This is a genomic window from Methanosarcina barkeri str. Wiesmoor (assembly GCF_000969985.1).
In the GTDB taxonomy this organism is placed as follows: Archaea; Halobacteriota; Methanosarcinia; order Methanosarcinales; family Methanosarcinaceae; genus Methanosarcina; species Methanosarcina barkeri_B.
The window spans coordinates 1,978,905-1,997,448 of sequence record NZ_CP009526.1; the positions used below are offsets into that span (position 1 = coordinate 1,978,905).

The window sequence follows — 18,544 nt, forward strand, 5'->3', positions numbered from 1 at the left end:
ATTAAGTTTTGCTATATATGAAAATAATAGGAAATATATACTTAATTTTGGGGTCTGGGGGAAATGGATGAAAAGTAAGATTTTTTCGACTTCGTTAGCTTTTGCTTTTTTGTTACTGATCACAACAGTCGCATCAGCTGGACAGGAAATTCAAATTACACCGTATGGCGAGAGAGGTCTTAATCCTGCTATCTATGACAATAAAATTGCATGGTTGGACAAGTACATCAATGGAAGTCTCCACTTGCGGGATTTGTCTACAGGTAAAGAGATACAGATAACTGAAGATCCATGGTACTCATATCTTGCTGTTTATAACGATAAGATAGTATGGGGACCTGGAGGACAAAACATCTATTTGTACAATATATCTACAAATCATAAAACTTTACTTTCAATTCCAGAGTCGGAAAATCAAGGGTCAAGGGATTCTTTAACTATATACGGTGACAAAATTGTATGGAGAGATCAAAGCGGTGGGTATCAGGACATCTACATGTATGATCTCTCCACTTATAATAAAACCCGAATTACAACTAACCAATCAACTAAGGATCCCGTTATCTACGGAGACAAAATAGTATGGCAGGAAGATCCTAGCTTTGGCTTTGGAAGTTCGTACCATGATATTTATGTGTATAATCTATCAACTTCCAATAAAACTCGAGTTACAACCAATAGATCAGCATCGAGCCCTAATGTCTACGGTGACAGGATTGTGTACATGGAAAGTAACAATATCTACTTTCATAATCTCTCAACTTCTCTAGAGACTCAGATCACATTCAATGGGTCACGAAAGGATAAGCTTGCTATCTATGGTGACAGGATAGTGTGGCAGGATGACCGCAACGGAAATTGGGATGTATACGTATATGATCTTTCTGAAGATAAAGAAATTCAGATTACCAATGACGAATCAGATCAACTTAACCCTGCTATTTACGGTGACAAAATAGTATGGGAAGACTATCGTAATGATCGGGAAAACATGTACTATTGCAGCATATACATGTACGATTTCTCAGCTAAACCTACAATGCCTTTTGCTTCTTTTTCTGCTAATATAACATCTAAATCCGGAAATATGCCATTAACTGTATTATTTACTTGTAACAGCACGGGTGGAACTCCCACATCCTGGTATTGGGATTTTGGAGATGGTATAAACTCAAAACATGCTCAAACAGCCACACACACATTCAAAAAACCTGGGACTTATGATGTTAGTCTTACAGTAACCAATTTCGCAGGCAATAGTACGCTGAAGAAATCAAATTATATTACTGTCACTCCTCAACAAGCCCCTATCGCAGACTTCTTTTCTCCAGAAGTATATCATGCTAACACTTATGGAGGGTCAGTTCCCACAAAAACCGTATCATTTGTCGACAATAGCACAGGTTCACCTACTTCCTGGCTTTGGGACTTTGGAGACGGTAATACCTCCACAGAGCAAAATCCAACCCATGTATATGATGTAGAAGGAGGATATACCGTAAATTTAACTGTTAAGAACGTTGTGGGTAGTAATACAACAAGTAAGTATGGATATGTACTTGTTGGCTTGGGTGATGGATCTGTTGCTCCAGAATATTTCTCGTCAAGTGTAACATCCGGAGATGCACCACTGAAAGTAACGTTTCATGGAGGAACCGGATATGCCAATGATTGGACTTTTGGAGATGGCTCTCGACAATCCGTTGGTGAGAACCAAACAGTAGAGCATACATATCTGGAGCCTGGACAATATACCGTGAGCTTATCTGAATACAATGTTGGTGGCACAGCTGCAATAACAAAATATCATTATATTACTGTAACCGGACTTACAAGACCAGTGGCTTCTTTTACTTCAGAAAAGGTGTCTGTTCCAATGTCACTGACAATAGCATTCACTGATACGAGTATTGGAAAGCCTACATCCTGGTATTGGGATTTTGGAGATGGAGATTCTTCAACCGAACAGAATCCAACTCACACATATTCTGCAGCGGGAAACTATACGGTTTCCCTGACAGCAAGTAATGAGAACAGTACAAATTCAACGTTTAGAGTAATCGATGTGTTCAAAACCACAGGACCATTTGCATACGTTATTAGTGGCAACAATATCTCTGTAATTGATACAGCTACGGATAAAGTTGTAGACACAATAGAGATAGGAAGTGGTTTAGTGGGGGTTGCGGTCAATCCGACTGGGACAAAGGTATATGTTGCAAACGAAGGCAACAATACTGTCTCTGTAATTGACACAAGTATAAGCAAGGTCATAGCCACAGTTAATGGATTAAATTCACCTTATGCAATTGCAATTACTCCAGACGGAAAAAAGGCATATGTTACGAACAACAGCGGCGCTGTCTTTGAAAATGGCACAGTCTATGTTATTGACACAGGCACTAGTACTGTTATGAATACGGTTAATGTAGGCAGCGTCCCTCATGGAGTTGCGGTCAGTCTGGATGGAGCAAAGGTATATGTGACAAATTATTACGATATCTCTGTAATTGATACGGCAACAAACAAGGTTACAGCTACGCTCAATGTAGGACAGTATCCTGATGGAATTGCAGTTAGTCCGGATGGAACAAAGATATATGTGACTAATGGTGGCAGCGACAATGTCTCTGTAATTGATACAGAAACAAATAATGTTACAGCCACGTTACCTGTAGGAGACAATCCTGTTAGAGTTGCGGTCACTCCAGATGGAACAAAATTATATGTGACGAACTATAAGGGAAATACCATATCTGTAATTAACACAACAACCAATACCGTAACAGCCACGATACCAGGAGATGGTCCTTACGGAGTATCAATCACCCCTGACGGGAAAAAAGTATATGTCACAAACCTAGGTAGCGATCTTTCCGGCAAAACTGTTTCTGTAATTGATACAGCAGCAAATACTGTTATAGCTACAGTTAAAGTAGGAAGCTATCCTAGAGAAGTTGCAGTTGCTCCATATGGAAAATGACACTTTCTGCCATAAAAACCGTAGTTCTAACTTAACCAGTAAAAATGCTTCTCTTTTAGAAATGAAAAAGTGAAGTTGTGAGATTGAAAAACAACTGACTAATGACGAAAAGACAAAATTAAGTAAAAGAAATCCAGGGTTTGAAATAATTTATGGGACAACTGGATTTCTTTATGTGTTTCTATATAATGGAAATAGAAAACAGTAAGTGTTGGATAAAAATTTTTAATTTAGTGCGAGGGGTGGGATTCGAACCCATGAAATCCTTCGATACTGGATCTTAAATATTAAATATTATTCAGTTTTGAAAATAGAGGTATAAAGAATATGGGAGTACATTTAATATTAACATAACTTAAGTTTTAGGGGGTATTGGGAATAAATGAAAGATACGGGAAAGTCGTATTCAATAGCTTTAGCTTCAGCAACCTTAATTTTTGTATTTTCAATTTTAATGTCATCCGTGGCGTCAGGGTCACAGGTAACGAGAATTGGAAATGGAACTGATCCTACTATTTATGGTAACAAGGTAGTATGGACAAGTGGGGGTGTTATTCACCTCTATGATTTAACCTCGAAAACAGACACTACAGTTAGCTCTTCTGCAGCATCTCATCCAGCTATCTATGGCAATGTAGTAGTGTGGCACGATGAAAGTAATGGAATGCCAAGACTAACAGTTTATGACATTAAAACTGCTGGCAGATCTTACATTACTAAAGATGTAGACAACAGGAGCATCCCTGCTATTTACGATAACAGAATCGTTTGGAGTGCTTACAATGAATCAACTCATAATCCCAGCATATATATGAGGGATATCTCTAATTCAACACAAACCTGGATAGCAGAAGGAGAAGGATATTCATCGGATATATACGGCACGAAAATAGTGTACTCAGCCGAAGGTAGAAGTATGAGAGACATCTTTTTGTATGATATAACTACCAAGAAAACCATAACAGTAAGCCCGTATTCAGGTTCTATTCAAATTCCACATATGTATGGCAATAAAGTAATTTGGGTAGACAATTACATAGGAAGTGGATATATTGGCATGTACGACGTTGTTACTAAAAAAGCAACAAAGGTTACAAGTGACCATACAGTTAATACCTTGAATGGATCCGAGGGTCTTGAGACTGGCTGTGATACCGGTACTCATTTTGATATAAATGGGGACAAAATCGTATATTCAAAATCTGCCGATAACCAATTTGGTTATGCAGGTGTATACGTTTATGATATTCCTTCAGCAAAAAGTACTCCAGTCTATATTTATCCAAGAGGGGCTGACACAACACCTGATATCTACAACGATACTATCGTATGGGGAATAGACGGTGATCATGGTGGATATGGTGGGGTTAATGATACTGGCATCTATATTTGTGATCTTTCTGTCACAAACACCTTGCCACCTGTAGCTGAATTTACTGCAAACAGAACCTATGGAGCTGCACCTCTAGTTGTGTTATTCACCGATACCAGCACTGGCGAAGTACCGACTTCCTGGATTTGGGATTTTGGGGACTGGACTTACTCAAAACATGCCATGAATGCAACCTACACGTTTACAAAACCAGAGAATTATACAATCAGTCTGACTGCAGGAAATGACGCAGGTAGTAATAAAGTAGTGAAGCCAAATTACATAGTCGTTACTAATCCATTTCTAGTTGCAAACTTCAGTAGCAACGTTACCCATGGTTATCCTCTTCTCTCAGTTCAGTTTACTGACCTCTCACAAAATGCAACTGGATGGAACTGGGATTTTGGAGATGGAAGTAATTCTACACAAAGAAGTCCAGTTCATGAATATGCAGATCCAGGAATCTATTCAGTTAATCTGACAGCAACCAATGAGAACGGTACAGATTCAAAGTTAACTACAATAACAGTAATGCAGCTAGTCGGTGTAGGTCCATATGCATATATTACGAACTCCGGCGACAACAATATTTCAGTAATTGACACGGCTACTAACAAGGTTACAGCCATGATTCCTGTAGGAAGTCAACTTGGTGGAGTTGCTATTACACTTGATGGAAAAAAGGTATATGTGACAAATTATTACAATATATCTGTAATTGACGCAACAAAAAACAAAGTTACAGCCACAATTCCTGTAGGAAACTATCCTAGTGGAGTTGCAGTTTCTCCTGATGGAAAAAGGATATATGTGCCAAATCCCGATTTTGGAAATCCCAGCAACAACACGATCCTCATTATAAACACAGATACCAACGAGGTTGAAGCTACAGTACTTGTAGGCGAATTTCCTTTTGGAGTTGCCGTTACACTGGACGGGAAAAAGGTGTATGTGACTAATCTCGATGACAAAACTGTCTCTGTAATTGACACTTCAACAAACACTGTTATAGCCACAATTCCTGTAGGAGACTATCCTCGTGGAGTTGCAATAAGTCCGGATGGGAAAAGGGTATATGTGACTAATAGTGGCAGCAATAGCGTTTCTATAATTAACACTGACGCAAACACTGTTACAGCCACTGTGCCTGTTGGAAACTGGCCAAAAAGTATTGCAGTCACTCCAGATGGAAAAAAGGTATATGTGGCGAACTATGGCAGCATTAGTACTCCTGATGATACTGTTTCTGTAATTGATATAGCTACTAACATGGTTACAGCTACGGTACATGTAGGAAGTTATCCTTCTGGAGTTGCAGTCACACCGGATGGATCAAGGGTATATGTGGCTAATCAGCGCAGTGATAATGTCTCTATAATTGACACCGCAACAAACAAAGTTACAGCAACTATGAATGTAGGACGTGGTCCTAATTCCTTTGGGCAGTTTATAGGTTCTCTTCAAGCATAACCAGTATTCTCTGTTGCAGACTTCAATAGCAATGTTATAAAGGGGTATGCTCCCATGACAGAAAATTGCTGCGATAACTATGTTAAAGAAAGCGGCTCGAGCAGTGGGCAGTAGTGGGGGAAATAGCCACAGCAACAGTGGAGGAGGTGGAGGTGATTCCCCTGAACTTAAGGTAGTGTCCAAGTAAAGGAACTTTCACAAGCTACTGTTATAAATGGGAACCTGTAAAGTTTGATTTCTAAAGAATACAACCTGTGTTGTGTATCCAAGTACACTAGGTATTGGGATATATTACGGAATAGCCAGCCTGCTTGTAGTACCCCTGTATAAAAGAAAGTAAAAAGGAAAAAATCAAAGTCCTATGTAAAAAGTCAGTGCGAGGGGTGGGATTCGAACCCACGAAATCCTTCGATACCGGATCTTAAGTCCGGCGCCTTTGACCGTGCTGGGCAACCCTCGCTCTTTGAAAAAAAGCAAGTTTTTTTGAGCCGCAAAGATTCGTTATGCGGACATGCTTTAAATAAAGTTAAATTATTTAAAGTTTATTCTTTAGCTCATGGAAATTACATTTCTTGGCACTGGAGTTGCAATCCCTCAGAAAAATAGGGTACAGTCCGGAATTCTTGTAAGGCTAGAAGAAAAGCCATTGCTTATTGATTGCGGAAGCGGCGTATTGAACCGGTTTCCTGAGGCTGGGGTTTCTCACACTGAGGTGGACACAGTGTTGCTTTCTCACCTTCACCTTGACCACGTAGCTGACCTACACCCTCTTATCAAGGCAAACTGGCTCCGCGGAAACACGAGTATGAAGGTCTACGGGCCTGAAGGGACCGAAGAATGGTTTTCAAAAGTGATTGACGCTTATGAATATCTTCAGGAAGAAGTGGACGTAGACGTTATTGAGCTCACTCCCGGAAAAGAATTTACTCCCGAGGGATTCGATTGTGAGATCAGCTGCACGGCAGCCTCTCACAGCGTTCCGACACTGGCTTACCGCGTGACTGGAGAGGACGGAGAATTCGTTTACTCCGCAGACACCGAGCCTTCCAGGGATGTAATGGACCTTGCAGCCGGGGCCGACCTCTTGATCCACGAATGTTCGTTTCCATCAGACATGAATGTCACAAATCATACCACTCCCAGCTCACTTGCCGACATCCTGGAGGAATATAATAACGAAATCGGAAGCATCTGCCTTACACATTTCTATCCGGAAATGCGGGGACACGAAAGAGAAGCAGTGCACCGCCTGAAAGGGTATTTTGAAGGAGAAGTGATTCTTGCCGAAGACCTCATGAAACTTGAATTATGATAAGCACGAAGTGAAATGTGGAGTATAAAGTATCCAGTAGATACAAAAAGTATCCAGGAGGTACAAAAAGTATCCAGAAAGTACAAAGTATCAGGAGGTACAAAGTGAAATTCAGGCTTTAGGCAAAAGCTTATAATGTTAATACGAGAGGCAATCCGAACAATATAAAATCTTTCGGCAATCCTCAAATTTTACTCTTCATCCCTCTTGAAAAAAAGCTAAACGCAAAATTGTTATTCTTGACTTATATATTTCTGGATTTACTTCTCAAATCATCCAACTGCATTCTGTTAGGTGAGTATGCAGCCTTATAATTAAATATCAGAAAAACAGAATCATTCTCATACAGAAAAAAGCTCTGAAATACCGTCTTTATGCATTTAGTCTGTATACATTATCATATAGAAATCCCAGCTACGCAATCGATTGTATCTGAAATACAATACTTATGCACCTATCATCTCCGGAACATCTTCGAAATACAAATTTATACTTTTATCACGGTGATCATCATGGCGAGACTACTCTCAGAAACGGACATCGGCATTCTGAAAACAGTTGCACCGGAGTGCGAGGGATATCTCTGTTCAGGCTCAGGAATGACTTATCGTTCTATACTCCCTCCGCTGGCAAACCACTATGCAAAAGATGCTCAGGATTTCCTGCGGAGAATAAAACTACTATCTCGATATGATCTTGAATATCTTGTCAGGCTCATCTTATCAGGAGAAGAAAGCCTCGGATGTGTACCATTTGAGTATATCGAGCTTTTCATAGAAAATGTCTCTGAAAGGCTGGGTGAGAAAATGGCGGCTCAAGTTAGGGATTCTTATAACAATTCAGAATGCCCTGATTGAATTTTTTACTAGTTAAAGTAAAAATGTGAAAAAGAGGGCCCTTGTAAAACAAGAACTCTTACTCTTGAAAATATTAAAAAAGTGTAAAAACTCTTTAAAAATATTAAATAATGTAGAAATTCGAAATATTGTAATGAAATATTGTAATGAAATATTGTAATAAGGGAAGATTCTTAATCTACACAAACCTTTTCAAACTCTCCCATATTTGTCTTCAAGCCTTTCAATATCGTCTTCTCCAATATAGTCTCCCTGTGCGATCTCAATGAAAACAAGGTTTTGACTGCCTATATTCTTAATTCGATGTATCTCATTTACCGGAAGATCGACCGAATCTCCAGGAAGAACCCTTATTTCATTCCCGTTTTTAACTACAAGACCCTCTCCACTGATTATGTACCAGTGCTCGCTTCGATGAAAATGGCGCTGGAGTGAGATTTCGCCCTGAGGAAGAACAGTAAGGCTTTTGACCTTATATCCAGGCCTCTGCCTGAGCACTTCATAAAAGCCCCAGGGCCTTTCTTCCTCACGTTTACATTTTTCGAGGATGGTCTCGTACACTTTAATATAATCATCTACCATCCTGTCAACCGAAAAACGTTTTTCTACGTTTTCCCTGCATTTTTTGCGGGATATGGAGCCAAGTTTTTGCACAGCTTCGGCAGCTTCCTCAACACTATTTACGAGAAATCCAGTCTCTCCGTCCCGGATAAGCTCGGGCATTGAACCCCTGTTCATTGCAATTACCGGCGTACCGCTGGCCATAGCTTCAACTACGCCAATCCCGAAAGCCTCTTCATAATTAATCATGTGAAGCAAAGCATATGCATTTGACAGGAGTTCCTTCTTAAACTCAGGATCGACATGCCCTTCGTAAATAATCTGTTTATTGTCCAGATGGGGCTGGACTTCTTTTTCAAAATAAGCTTGATCCGCAATGAAGCCAGCAATTCTAAGTTTTCTGCCAGTTTTTTTTGCGACTTCTATTGCTTCCCTTACGCCTTTGTCTTTATGCAGGCGTGATAAAAAGAGTAGATAATCCTGCGGTTTTTCATTGAAATAAAAGCTTCCTATGTCAATTCCGTGACGAACCGTTGCTATATAGTCGAGATCACGGCATCTGTAGGCATCACTTATGGATACGTAAAAAGTTTTATTATTGTACTTTTTATATACAGGCAAAATTTTCCGTGAAGAAATACCATGGATCGTTGTTACAACAGGCGTATCGACAAGGGCACTGTAGGTCAAAGGAAGATAATCGAAATGATTATGAATTATATCGAATTCCTTTGCTCTCTCGAAAACTTCTGAGATATGAAGGCCTTCATACACTTTTCTGATCATATCCTTATCTTCTTCATAAGGTCTCGGACATACAGCATGAAGTTTCGCTGCTGTGTGAGAGTCCGCTGTCGCAAATAGTGTAACGTCAATACCCCTTTTTACCAGTCCTTCAGTTAATAAGGATACAATAGATTCCCAGGGACCATACTTTTTAGGTGGCGTGCTCCAGGCAATCGGAGACAACATTGCAATTCTTATATTAATACCCCCAAAATCACTCACATCCCCAAACTTATTTTATTTTTTACATTTCAACTTTCAGCATTTAATTTTGAGCTTTAATGATTAATTTTTAATTTTTAACTTTAATTTCTAATTTTAACTTTAATTTCTAATTTTTAACTTTGATTTATTTCATTTCAACTTTGAATAGCCTCTCTTTGGATCGGTGGAACTTTCTATATCTTCTTCAAACCACCGGCAGTACTCATCAGGGCACTGCTTTTCCGGGCACTCGTGGATATATTTCAGAACATCGCGTACTTTTGCGGTAGCTAATGATACTGAGGTATCTGCACTCCCGTAATAAATACGAATTTCATCTCCCGCAAGTACCCATCCGCAGGGGAAAACAACGTCGTTTACGTCTCCGCTGCGTTCGTACATTTCACGCGGTCCGAAAACCCAGCCTTCAGATCTGTGAAGTACTTTCCTAGGATCATCAGGATCAAGAAGAGCAAGTCCAAGCCGGTAACTTGCCTTAGCCGTTGTCTGGCGTACTCCGTGGTACATAATTAACCACCCGTCGGATACACGGATTGGCTGTGGAGACAGGCCTATTTTGTTCGCGTCCCACCATCCACCTTCTCTGGCATACAGAAGAACCTCATGCTCTCCCCAGTATTTCATATCAGGTGAAAAGGAAATCCAGATGTTTGCTTTTGCGCCGCTTATTAAAGATACAGGCCTGTGTAACATTGCCCATCTGCCGTTAAACCTTACAGGAAAAACCGCAGCGTCCTTGTTTTCAGGAGGTAGGGTAGCTCCTATTCGATCAAAATTTCGGAAGTCATCGGTAAAGGCAAGTGCAGTTAAAGGTCCTGAATCCGAAAAAGCCGTATATGCCACAGCCCACTTTTCCATCTCATCTATATAAGTTATGCGTGGGTCTTCGATACCGTATATCTCTTCAGGGTAGCCTACAGGATCAGGAGCAAAGGTTGGTTCAGGATCAATTTCCCAGCCATAAATTCCATTTTTACTCCTTGCTATTGTAAAGTGAGAAAAGCCCCTGTGATCTTCGACTCTGACCAGTAATAGGGTAGTGCCATCAACTATAGCAGCTGCAGGATTAAAAACTGAATGGGCCCTATAGGGCCACTCGTCAACGGTTAATATAGGATTCCTATCGTATCTTACAAATAACTCCCCATGGTCTTTCCAGATCATATTATTCTCTCATCCCCCAAATCATGCTATTTTTACTCCCCATATCTATTATTCTCTTCTTCCTCAGATCATGTTATTTTTACTCCCCATATCTATTATTCTCTTATCCCTCAGATCATGTTATTCTTACTCCCCATATCTATTATTCTCTTATCCCTCAGATCATGTTATTCTTACTCCCCATATCTATTATTCTCTTATCCCTTAGATCATGTTATCCTCTCATTCCCATATCATACTCTCTCACTCTCCAGATCGTATGCCCTTTTACTTTCTTCTCTCATTCAACTTGATTTGCTGAAAAAAAGCTCCTTCTTTTCTGTAGGATTCTGTCATCTACCTCATCGCTTACCCTGGACTGCAATATCGTACTGAAGGCTTTATCCATGTGCTTGTTTAAAGAGCTTAAAGCCATAAGGAAGCAAATTACGGATTCCGCACCCTGGTTGCAATTCATACCATCGCGGTTGAGTCCATCACAGACCGCGCCTGTGGAATAATCGTACATAACAGTTCGCAAACGATTTCTTCCAAGGAAGTATTCAAACGAATATCTTGCAAGTTCCAGATATTTTTTATCATGTACAATTTCATAAGCTGAAACATAAGCTTGAGTCAGATAACCTGCTTCGATTGGTTGCTGGTCAAAAATAGGCTTTTCTCCATTGTAAGAGTACCAGCCCTGGTTTCCAACCATGTCAAAAAAGTCACCTATCCACTGAATATCAGTAAGAAAATCCAGGGTGTCAAGGCCAATCTTACGATAAGTTCGATCTTTGGTGTAATTGTATGCCAGTAAAAGTGATTCACTAAGTTTTGCATTACTATAAGTTACTGTAGGTTCGAACCAGTTCCAATCTTCTTTATGGTTAGCCTCATATAAGTCGACCAGAGAATTCGCGTGGCTGACAAATATGGATTCAAAGATATCTTTACTTACAAGGGAGTCTACGGATTTGATTTCATCCCTGCGCGAATTAAAGACTGATTCAAATTCATCGGTATCCACACCTGTCCTGAGCATTTCGTACAGGCCGCACATGGTATAGGCTTTTGCCCTTGGATAGTTAAGCTTCTCCATCTCAGGCCTGGCTTTGCTTATAAGGGTATGGGCAAGCGTGCGTATATTTTTAGACAGGTAAGGGCAGCTTACCACATGCCCAAGTCCGTAGATAGCACGTCCGAGGGTATCCTCACTTCCCTTCTCATCCAAAAATTCCCGTTTATAGTTCATGAAGTTGTGGAAATGCCCCGTGGTGGTCTGGGCATGTTCAAGAAAACTCAGATATATTGTAATTAACTTCCAGAACTCCTCAGCTTTTTTCTGGTTATCTATTAACTGTGTCAGTACAACAAGAGCTCGGCCTACGTCATCAGTACTGTACCCGTAATGACGAGCCGGCACACCAAGATTGGTATGCTGAATAATGCCTACGTCGTCAGTTAATAATTTCAGGTAATCAAGTTTTACTTCAGGAAGCTGGTTTGGAAGGAAATTAAACTTTTTTAAGGTGGAGTAGGCACTGTAATTCTTTAAAGCTCTGGTGAAAACCTTGTTATATTGTTTACCTACATTTTTCCATGTCATTTTTCGACCGAAATCATATGCCTTTTTGCGCATATTATCACACTCTTCTGGATTTTCTATTAAATACAAAAGAGATTTTTTAAAACCACCTGTGTCTCCGAAATCTACAAGCAAACCGCGATTATCAGAAAGCATTTCCTGAGCATACCAGTATGGAGTGGAAACTATTGCTTTTCCCATACCAATTGCATAGGTCAGAGCGCCGCTTACTATCTGCTCTCTGGAAAGGTAGGGAGATACGTAAATATCACTGGCAAGGATATAATTACAAAGTTCTTCTTTCTCGACAAATTTGTCATGGAATACTACATTTTTTTCAAGTCCGAGTTCTGAAACCTTATTCTGAAGGTATTGCCTGTATGTTTCTCCAAAGTTCTTTTTAATTACAGGATGCGTAGCACCCAGTATGAGGTAAACGAGGTCAGGGTACTGGCTTATGACTTCAGGAAGAGCATCAAGCATACTTTCGATACCTTTATTCTGGCTCAGCAGGCCGAAAGTTAAGACAAGAGGAGATCCCTTCAGGTTCAATCTATTTCTATACTTACTGCAGTTATTAAAAGGGTAATCCGGTACTCCGTGAAAGATTAATTCTATTTTATCCTCGGGAACTTTATAAACGTCTTTTAACATCTCGACTGCAGTCTGGCTCATCACAATTAGCTTTTCGGAATACCTGATGAGTTTTTCCGTGGATGCTCGATACTCAGGTTCAGGTTCCCGGATTACAGTATGCATCGTGCTTATCACAGGTTTGTTGATTCCTGAAAGAAGAGCAAAAATATAGTCTCCCGCATTTCCCCAGAAAAGCCCAAATTCGTGCTGCAGGCATACGATATCAATATCAGATTGGTTTATATAATCCGCAGCCCGGTAATAATCCTCTATCCTGTCCCTCTGTATTTGAAAAACGACTTCTTCAGGATAATTATAGGTCTCAGAGGGATCGTTCAAAGCAATTACTTCACAATGAACGTCATTACCTTCTCCGGGCATTGAATTTAAAAGATCGGATGTGAATGTGGCAATCCCACACTCTTTTGGAATATAAGTTCCTATAAATAACACTTTCAATTGTTTATTCAATTAATACCCCCAAACTCAAAGTAACTCAATTGCTTTCTGTATTTTTACCTGTGGTACAGTTTTTCAGTCACATATTTGTATTCTCCGTGAAACCACATTATCCGATACCAATCCGCACACTATGCATCACAAAGTTTATTCTATCTTACATAAAGCTATATATATTTTTTATAAATATATGACTACAGTAAAAATATATAGTCAAAAATCCATAAAATATAGCTGTATACCAGGCATAGGTAATCACTAATAACTCAGATGATTACTAAATAGCGATAGATTTATGATCCCACCCAATCACTCACTTCGCTAAACTTCAACAAAGTAGGTAATAAAATACTGATTAGACAATTGTATTCGATGCTATTTAATATTATTTATAAATATAATTGTTTGTGTTAACAGAAAAAGTCAAAAGAAAATTGTGAAAAGATAGTGCCTGAGAAGCAATAAGATGGTTTTTACTATCACTGAGTTTTTCCTGATCAACACCAATTCAATACTGAATTTTAGCTTTTGTTCCCTGTCTTTTCTGTTGGAATCTTTTTTCTTTCTTCTGTTTAAAATCCTATAATATGTATTACTTTTTCTCCATCTAGCTTTATCCAAATCTGAATGTAATTTAAGTATAAATAGTAAAATATAAAACAAAAGCTATGGGATGATTCTAATTTTTGAGTAAGACACCCCGAGTTTTAGACTGGATAATATGAAAATTAAAAATGTAAAAACTTTTTAGAGTTAACTAACTGATGCATTACAGTTTATGTTCGCAGTGAATAGAGCTCTACCATAAAAAATACAGTGAATATATTTTTACCATATATATATTTCAAATATGTTCTTTCATGCTGTTCCTTCCAAAAAAGAAACTTGCTGTTTAGCCAATGTTTTTATAATAATGTGAATATTTAATTCACTTAAGAAGTTATGTTAAGAAAGCTGAAATGTCTTTTTTAAATACTCAGACTTTTACATTTAAGGCAACTGTTTTTCAGTGTAGTGTATATAGGAATCAAGGTATAGAAGTCATTAGCTGGGGTTAGGAACCAAGGCATTAAAACCTGAAAAATAGTAATAGAGCAGGTGATTGTTTGAAAGCCGTCTTCAAAAATTATCGAAATTCTGATCTGGCAGGGAGAGTAGGTTTTTTAAAAATGATCAGATATGAGCTGTTATCCCTCGCTATACGTGTCGGCCGTGCTATCGCAAAAATTTTCGATATTTGTGCCTTCCCTGAGCTTATGGATCATTTATGGCAAATTGTTAAAATTAATACCCGGAAACTTACTGCAGTAGAGGAAAAAGAAGCTCAAAGCATATTTGGAAACAGAATTAATTATCAAAAGGTGCATATCGACGAAGCTTCATTTCTCGCCTGGCTGGGGGCAAAGCTGAAGAGATGCTCAGGTATGGGGGTTGCAACCTTTCATACAGTCAACTTCAATAGAAAGCTTAACACAACCGCAGGCAGCTCAGATATGAAATGGCTTATACATGAATTAACCCATGTCGCGCAGATGGAACATACAGGTTCGCAATATCTGGTTGAAGCATTTCATGCGCAGGCAAGTGACGGGTATGCATACAGGGTTGGGGAAAAAAGGCACTTCCGTGAATATAATCGCGAGCAGCAAGCTTGCATAGTTGCAGATTATTACATTTCACGCTTTTCGGGCGGCTCAACTGCAGCTTATGATCCATATATTGCAGAACTGAGAGCTGGAGACTTATAAGCAGGAATAGAAAAACATAATAGAACCCTTAGCTATTCTTGAACTTTTACAATTAAGTTTCAAGCTGAATACATAACTGTATATATTTATTAAAGAATAATTTAGATAAAATATTTAATATTAGAGAAGAATAAAAATTATAATCTTCGTATCAAAAAAAGCAGTTTATTAAGAATTATGTATAGCCCGGCACGGATTCGAACCGAGGTTGCAGGATCCAGAGTCCCGCATGATTGACCACTACACTACCGGGCTTCGATGATTTTTCGCTGTGGGGCGCATTTCTTTCGCCCTGAAGCGTATCTTCTAAAGGAAGATTTTATATAAATACCTTTCGGCTGAAGCGTTCCAGAATTTAGAGGATCTCGAATTCGCTTTTAAAATACCTTATCTAATTTGATATTCATTTCTTTAAAAGTACCTCCCAAATGAATTTATCTCTCCAATCTTATTTTACATTTCTATTAATACCAGTAGTTGATATGCTATGAAACTCGATAGAGCGTAGAGTTTTCTACTCTGATTTCTTAATCTTCTGATGTCGAATCCATACTTTATGGAATTATGAAGGGTTCCACCTGAAGGAAGTTTAATCTGATCATTTTCATCACAAAAAGAGAGTAAGATAGTTTTTCCTCTGTTAAAGAAAAAATGGTTTTATCATATTTTCGGCATGAAAACGTCATATCCTGCATTATTTAAAGTTGTTACTATCGAATAAAAAAAAGTGTCTATTAGAGTTAGTGAAAAAGAGAATTAGTTTTTAAGTCAAAACTCTAATTTGAGATTCTCAATGTAAAAGGCGAGCTTATTCTCTCCGTTCTGCTGATCTGCAAATATAAGCAGAATCTCTATAACTGAATTCCACTTTTCCTTCTCACGAATTTTCATAAGAATTTTGTACCATCATAGGTGAAGTTGAGCTCCAGAGTCCACTCTCTTTTTAGGGCAAAAATCCGCTTATGGAGTACGTAATTCCAAATAGTACCCCTCCAAGGCCAATTGCTCCAAGAGACAAAATCTGACGTTTTAGAGTCCATTATTTAATGCCTTCTCTTCAAGTATGTTTCCATAATATCTACGGATTTCTCCATAAACTTTATAAATTTTTAAACACATAAATTCAACAAAAACAATGAATAAAACATTAATATGTTTCATTATAAAGGATATTTCCTAATTTCTAAGTTTATTTTTGTTTAACTCCAGGAAGCTTTACTTAAAAAGTGAGTAAGCACACAAATGCATTTAAATGAAAAGCACTGAATAATAATAGGTGGTAATATTGGGGGAAATCATTGAGTATTGTCATTATGGTTGTTATGTAAAAATGCCTGGAAAACTCCTTAAGCCTATAGATATGGCCAAAATCGATTTAAACAAAGAAGAGCAAAAAATATTACAGGGTTTTGTGCACAATAAGGCTGAAGAAAAAACCGGTTACTACGACGAGAAAATAGCTGGAATGAAGCAGAAGTACGATATGGACTTTTCAACTTTTCAGAATAAAATCTATTTGAAGGAAGCAGAGATAGATCTTGAAGAATGGAACGATTTCGTGCTATGGGGAAGTTACGTCAAAGCACACCGATATTGGGCACAGTTTTGCTGAGTGAAACCGAAACCCGTTAATTTGTCATTCTCTTCCGGACTTCACATGAAAAAGTAACTCAATCAGCTTTGTATTTATGACAAAGAGAATTTTGCATGGAAGATTAGTTTTCAATTATTAGTTTTGTAACTATTAATAATATAATTATTTAATTTTTATAAATATTAATATTATAATTTAACGACATTTCTTTTTTTGTGCCTTTAGTTTTTCCATTTTTTGGTCATCCAATTTTTGGTCGTGAATTAATGGCTCGTACATTATTAGCTGGTTGATATTTTGTCTTTGAACATCTTTTCTTAGTTTCATCTGTTTCCAAGCTTACATGTGTACAGGAAATTGAGTACATATAAAGCAGGAAATAATAGCAGAATGTGAACGTAGATATCTGGAAAATATCAACTGGTCATTGGTTGAACACCAAAAACAACAGTTTCAAAAATATATTTTTAGGATTTTATTTCTAAAAGTGCATTATCAGGAGAATCAAAGTCATGTTTGCCTCCCGCAGCAAGTTAGTGAGCGACTTTACTGAAATAAAAAATGGACTTGAATAGTATGATGACTTAAAACTCAGGCTTTTTATTGAACTATTTCAGGGCTTTTTATTATAGTTAGATTACTCCAAGTTTCATGAGCCAGGCAACGGATATCAGTATGATTCCTGTTGTCAGCCTTATTTCCACTCTCCATCTTTCCCTGAATTCGGTGACTTTATTCGGGCTGAGTCCGAAGGCGAGGAGAAGGCCAAGAACTATTACGGGAAGCAGAAGCCCGATATGGTAAATGCCAATATATAACGTTCCTCTGACAACATCGGTTTTTGTTGCCAGGATGCTCAGGAGTGAGAGAAAGATCGCTCCTACGCAGGGAGCCTTGACCAGAGAAAACATGCTTCCTGAAAGGAAGGACAGCGACACAAGGCTGTTCTGGTCCATTTTGCCCATAAAGTTTTTTAAAGGTTTGGGAGTTCGAAAGGTGGTTCTCGCATGTTTTTTCAGCCAGTAGCCATCAAAAATATGCCAGAAGCCGAGCAGGACAATGATCAGGATTGAAGCACCTATAAAACTTTCCTGGATATCAGGCAGGAAATTAACAACGCTGAGGATGCCTATTCCGGCAAGCATATACATGGCAAAGATTCCTGCCGAAAAACCGAGTGTGATTTTGAGCATGTCTTTTCTTTTTCCATGCTTGGCAAGAGTAACTGAAGCAAGAAAAGCCATTACCGCAAGGAGGCAGGGATTAAAACCCGCAAGAATGCCTGCTGCCAGAAGTAAGAAGGGGCTGATTTTTTCAAGGTGCTTGTTTTTTCCGTCTCGAGTCTCTGTCATTGGGAGCGAAAGATTCTCGGCAAGAAGTGTAGAAGGTATCTGAGTTTCCGTCAGAAAAAACCCTGCTGTGCTTAGATACATTTTATAAAAACCGCCCGTCACCTGGCCTCCAGATACCGCGGCTGAAGCGATGGATGCAGGGGTCAGCAACAAAAAAATGCAGACCAGCGCAAAAATTCCTTTGTGTACAAACAACTTAGGTACATTTTTCTTGTTCATATCTTTTTCCAGAACTATTTTATAACGTGATTTTAAACATCCGGGACCAAGACACATAATCTCTACTGAAATTCAGATTTTTACTCGTTTTAAGGTGTTTTCCTATGGAAGGAGAGAGTCTGTATCCAGATTTATGTTTCTTTCGTTAATTTTCTTCTTTTATAGTAAAAAATTATGTATTGATAACAATTATTTCTTTTGATTTTACTAATTAATGCGATACTTTATGTGATACTTTA

Annotated in this window: 10 protein-coding genes and 2 tRNA genes; 6 read left to right on the top strand and 6 right to left on the bottom strand. The window is 38.6% G+C overall.

Going from position 1 to position 18,544, the window contains the following annotated elements:
• Positions 1-67: 67 nt before the first annotated feature.
• Both MSBRW_RS24055 and MSBRW_RS21040 read left to right on the top strand, forming a co-directional pair.
• Positions 68-2,983 (top strand): PKD domain-containing protein, encoded by a 2,916-nt coding sequence (locus MSBRW_RS24055; RefSeq protein ID WP_011308070.1) that lies wholly within the window; start codon positions 68-70, stop codon positions 2,981-2,983.
• A 382-nt stretch (positions 2,984-3,365) separates the two neighbouring features.
• Positions 3,366-5,825 carry a PKD domain-containing protein gene (locus tag MSBRW_RS21040; RefSeq protein WP_011308069.1) on the top strand — a complete coding sequence of 820 codons (2,460 nt, stop codon included), beginning with the start codon at positions 3,366-3,368 and terminating at the stop codon, positions 5,823-5,825.
• 375 nt (positions 5,826-6,200) lie between these two features.
• Here MSBRW_RS21040 and MSBRW_RS08485 read toward each other — a convergent pair.
• Positions 6,201-6,285: transfer RNA gene (locus tag MSBRW_RS08485), tRNA-Leu, on the bottom strand.
• Between the two features lie 96 nt (positions 6,286-6,381).
• On the opposite strand from MSBRW_RS08485, the gene MSBRW_RS08490 reads away from it, so the two are divergent.
• Positions 6,382-7,137 (top strand): MBL fold metallo-hydrolase, encoded by a 756-nt coding sequence (locus MSBRW_RS08490; protein ID WP_011308068.1) that lies wholly within the window; start codon positions 6,382-6,384, stop codon positions 7,135-7,137.
• A gap of 512 nt (positions 7,138-7,649) precedes the next feature.
• Positions 7,650-7,994: a hypothetical protein gene (locus MSBRW_RS08495; RefSeq protein WP_011308067.1), complete on the top strand. Its 345-nt coding sequence runs from the start codon at positions 7,650-7,652 to the stop codon at positions 7,992-7,994.
• Between the two features lie 192 nt (positions 7,995-8,186).
• On the opposite strand, the gene MSBRW_RS08500 is transcribed toward MSBRW_RS08495, so the two are convergent.
• From MSBRW_RS08500 to MSBRW_RS08510, 3 genes are all read right to left on the bottom strand, one after another.
• A complete protein-coding gene (locus MSBRW_RS08500) occupies positions 8,187-9,563 on the bottom strand; it encodes a glycosyltransferase (protein ID WP_011308066.1) in 1,377 nt (458 codons plus the stop codon).
• A gap of 132 nt (positions 9,564-9,695) precedes the next feature.
• Positions 9,696-10,730 (bottom strand): glycoside hydrolase family 130 protein, encoded by a 1,035-nt coding sequence (locus MSBRW_RS08505; RefSeq protein ID WP_011308065.1) that lies wholly within the window; start codon positions 10,728-10,730, stop codon positions 9,696-9,698.
• A gap of 280 nt (positions 10,731-11,010) precedes the next feature.
• Complete coding sequence (locus MSBRW_RS08510; RefSeq protein WP_011308064.1) at positions 11,011-13,404, bottom strand: glycosyltransferase; 2,394 nt, start codon at positions 13,402-13,404, stop codon at positions 11,011-11,013.
• A gap of 1,157 nt (positions 13,405-14,561) precedes the next feature.
• Between MSBRW_RS08510 and MSBRW_RS08515 the strand changes: the two genes are divergently transcribed.
• Positions 14,562-15,140: a hypothetical protein gene (locus MSBRW_RS08515; protein ID WP_011308063.1), complete on the top strand. Its 579-nt coding sequence runs from the start codon at positions 14,562-14,564 to the stop codon at positions 15,138-15,140.
• A gap of 182 nt (positions 15,141-15,322) precedes the next feature.
• Here MSBRW_RS08515 and MSBRW_RS08520 read toward each other — a convergent pair.
• A tRNA-Gln gene (locus tag MSBRW_RS08520) sits at positions 15,323-15,395 on the bottom strand.
• A gap of 1,021 nt (positions 15,396-16,416) precedes the next feature.
• Here MSBRW_RS08520 and MSBRW_RS08525 point away from each other — a divergent pair.
• Positions 16,417-16,752 carry a hypothetical protein gene (locus tag MSBRW_RS08525; protein ID WP_230670030.1) on the top strand — a complete coding sequence of 112 codons (336 nt, stop codon included), beginning with the start codon at positions 16,417-16,419 and terminating at the stop codon, positions 16,750-16,752.
• Between the two features lie 614 nt (positions 16,753-17,366).
• Here the strand turns inward: MSBRW_RS08525 and MSBRW_RS08530 are convergent.
• A complete protein-coding gene (locus tag MSBRW_RS08530) occupies positions 17,367-18,305 on the bottom strand; it encodes a cytochrome c biogenesis CcdA family protein (RefSeq protein ID WP_230670032.1) in 939 nt (312 codons plus the stop codon).
• Positions 18,306-18,544: the final 239 nt, after the last annotated feature.

What these genes read in the sequence shown, in the direction of transcription:
- MSBRW_RS24055 (WP_011308070.1), top strand. Translation starts at nt 68, where the DNA reads ATGAAAAGTAAGATTTTTTCGACTTCGTTAGCTTTTGCTTTTTTGTTA.
- MSBRW_RS21040 (WP_011308069.1), top strand. Translation starts at nt 3,366, where the DNA reads ATGAAAGATACGGGAAAGTCGTATTCAATAGCTTTAGCTTCAGCAACC.
- MSBRW_RS08490 (WP_011308068.1), top strand. Translation starts at nt 6,382, where the DNA reads ATGGAAATTACATTTCTTGGCACTGGAGTTGCAATCCCTCAGAAAAAT.
- MSBRW_RS08495 (WP_011308067.1), top strand. Translation starts at nt 7,650, where the DNA reads ATGGCGAGACTACTCTCAGAAACGGACATCGGCATTCTGAAAACAGTT.
- MSBRW_RS08505 (WP_011308065.1), bottom strand. Translation starts at nt 10,730, where the DNA reads ATGATCTGGAAAGACCATGGGGAGTTATTTGTAAGATACGATAGGAAT.
- MSBRW_RS08515 (WP_011308063.1), top strand. Translation starts at nt 14,562, where the DNA reads ATGATCAGATATGAGCTGTTATCCCTCGCTATACGTGTCGGCCGTGCT.
- MSBRW_RS08530 (WP_230670032.1), bottom strand. Translation starts at nt 18,305, where the DNA reads ATGAACAAGAAAAATGTACCTAAGTTGTTTGTACACAAAGGAATTTTT.